We start from the raw sequence: 3620 nt of genomic DNA on the forward strand, positions 1-3620 counted from the left end.
GATCTTGGTGTAGGTTCAGTTTACAGGTTTAATAATGCACTAGAGGGCTATGATGTTTTGGTTGAAGTGGTGTCAACTACCGATTGTTCCCTAGTAATAATGGATGATGATACAGTGGACAATCCTAATTATCTTCAAACTAGAATAGAATTTACAGATTCCGGGACACCTGGAATTGATTTTAGATTTACAATCGTAGATACAGGTACTACAACGCCAGCTTCCTCTCTTTTCAGAATTGGAGGAACCTCTTGGGATGTAGACGGTGTTGAATCGATTGAGTATACGAATCCATCAGCTTATGGCACAGATAACCCTACCGTTTTGGAAGTTACTGATCAAGGTGGCGGTATTATAAGAATGAGATCTACAGGTATTTTAGAAGGTCCTGGTTTTTCAACACTTCCTCAATTACGTTCCTACTTTCAATTCTTAAGTAACACATTCGACTTAAGAATGCAGTTGGTTAGAACTACTAATGGAACTTCAACCAGAGAGTTCTCGATGTCTTTTACACAATGTGATATTTTTGATTACAAATCTCCAAGCTTGATAATTGTTAATGGAGAAGATACCGATAATGATGGCTTGAATAATGAATTTGATTTTGACTCTGATAACGATGGTATCCCTGATAATGTGGAAGCACAACCAACCATTGGCTATTTAACACCAAACGGTATTTTTGACGCTGTAACAGGTTTGGATACGGCCTATCCTAATGGTATTATGCTCACGGATACTGATGGTGACAACATTCCTGACAATGTTGACCTGGATTCAGATAACGACGGGATTCCCGATATCCAAGAAAATGGTATGGCAGATACTATTGTTACTTTCACTGATGCTGATGGTGACGGACTTGATGATTTGTTTGAAGGTGCAAATCTTTTGGATGCTGCCGATGTTAATGATGAAATAGACAACCCTTCGTCTTCTATTCTCCCAGATACCGATGGTGATTTATTTACTGGTGGCGATCTTGATTATCGCGATGCATCGGATTTTGGCTCTGCAAGTATCGATTTTGATGGTATAGATGATTATTTGGATAGTGATCCTATTTTAAGCAACAACCTTGCAGCCACTATCATGGGCTGGGTTAAATTAGATGCTACTTTTAATAATGATGCGGTCCTATTTGGCCAGGACAATATTTCTGTTGAAGTTGATGGTGCAACAAGATTGCTAACCACTACCGTAAATGGTATTTCTTCAACTTCAGTTGACGCACTTGTTCTAAACCAATGGGCTCATATTGCTGTTGTTTACAGTTCTTCTTTAATAAATGGCCAGTACTTAAGAACTTTCTTAAATGGAGAAGAAATCAGCACAAACAATAATTCTGGGTTAAACACTGGTCTCGATCCAAGTACCACGTCTTTTACGATCGGTAAAAATGCCACTTCCGATATACAATATTTCAGAGGTTCCATTGATGAAGTGAGAATATTAGATCTGGCCCTTACCGAGAGCCAGATACAACAAATGGTGTATCAAGAAATACAGCAAAATGGTATTAATATTGCTGGCGCTGTTGTTCCCAAAGCCCTTGTTGATGTTACAACCAGTGCCTCAATTCCTTGGACCAATCTCCAAGCCTATTGGCCAATGACAAATATCTCAAGTTCAAAAACAGCAGATGCCTCCAGTTATAACAGAGTCGCAACTTTATATAATATTACCACCATTCAGCCACAAACAGCACCAATGCCATACGAAACACAAGCGGATGGTGATTGGACCGAAGAAAGCACGTGGTTAAACGGGGATGTATTGGATATAGTAGATGTTCCAAATAATAAAGATTGGGGTATAGTGCATATTCACGATGATGTGACTACTTCGGCATCTCATACACAGTTAGGCATGCTCATCGATAATGGTGGGAGATTAAGGGTGAGTGGCGATAACGCCATTACCAACAATTGGTACCTGCAACTCGATGGTACCTTGGACCTTCTGGGCGACTCACAGCTTATACAGACCAATACCAGTGACCTGGTGACCTCTGCCGATGGCAAGATCCTGCGCCGCCAAGAAGGCAACAGTAACCTCTACTGGTACAACTATTGGGCATCGCCCGTGGGCAGTACCGCAGCTACCACACTGTCCGATAACAATGCTGCCGGCAATAATACCAACAACTCGGCTTTTACCGTTGGCATGCTCAAGCAAGGCGATGGCAACGCCATCAACTTTACAACGGCACTCGACCCGCCTCTTACCAACCCGGTAACAATTAGTTCACGTTGGCTCTACAGCTTCCAGAACGGTCTTACCTATTTCAATTGGGTCGCTATGGACCAGAACACGGCCATTCTGCCTGGTCTTGGCTACACACAGAAAGGTAGTGGTGCAGCCGGTACGGAACAACAATATATCTTTGAGGGAAAACCCAACAACGGGACCATACTGGTCGCTGCCGACGATGTCGACGGCGATAGTGCCAACGAGAGCGAACAGGACGTCACCCTGACCACAACGCTCGTGGGAAACCCCTATCCTTCTGCCCTGGATGCCAGACAGTTCATCCTGGACAACCAGGCCAGTGGTATAATCGATGACAACTCGGACGATCCTGCCGATTCCAATATCCCTTCCATACAAGGTACCATACTCCTATGGGAGCAATGGGCGGGAAGCTCGCACCTACTGGCGGAATACGAGGGCGGTTACGGCTACATCAACCTTACCAGCACTGAACGTGCCTACCAATACCCCGGGATCCCTATCGCTGGGCAGACACAGACACAGGGCATCAAGACACCTAGCTTTTACATCCCCGTCGGACAGGGCTTCTTTGTCGAGGTCGTCAACGATGGAAACATCGAGTTCAACAACGGCCAGCGTATATTCAAAAAAGAAAGCGATGCCAGTGCGAACCCGGAGGATGGCTCGGTCTTCTTTGAGGCCAATGACAACAGTAACGTAACCGTTGGTGGTACAACACAGGGCAACGCGACTTCAACAAGTACCAACAGCTCACAGATGCAGCTCATCCGTTTGGAGTTTGCCGCTTCCTCGGGCGCTACCAGACGCTTTGTACTGGGCTTCAGCGAAAATACCTCTGATGCCTTCGACTATGGCTATGATGGTGGTATCATCACCGACAGACCGGAGGAAGACCTTACCAGTAGTTTTAACGATAAACCTTACGCCATACAGGCCTTTTCATCCATTACTCCAGAAAAGGTCGTAGATCTGACCCTGAATGCTTCGGGAAGCTATAGCTATAGCCTGGACATTGTAGAGCTCGTCAATATAGACCAGGACCAGGATATATACATAAAAGACAACCAGGAGGGCGTGGTATGGAACTTAAGACAGGGACCTTACAGCTTCTCCGCTAATCCTGGTGAAGATACAGAACGATTCGATATCGTATTCCAACCGGAGGATACCCTATCTAACGATGAGTTCGATACTAATACAGTGGTCATCTTTGCCGATAACAACCAAGATAAACTCTTTGTTAAAGGTCTACAAGAACAGGCGCAATCGCTTACCATTACCAATTTGCTGGGACAGCGCATCAGGACCTACACGGAGCCCGACAATAGCGCACTGGAAAACGGGATCGATATCGGAAACCTGGCAACCGGTGTCTACATCGC

At 44.9% G+C, this 3620-nt stretch carries 1 protein-coding gene; it reads left to right on the forward strand.

The window, feature by feature from the left end:
• A partial coding sequence (locus tag WBM49_RS02535) for a LamG-like jellyroll fold domain-containing protein (protein ID WP_424370493.1) occupies positions 1–3620 on the forward strand: 3620 nt, incomplete at both ends.

The organism is Muriicola sp., from assembly GCF_049669965.1.
GTDB lineage: Bacteria > Bacteroidota > Bacteroidia > Flavobacteriales > Flavobacteriaceae > Muriicola.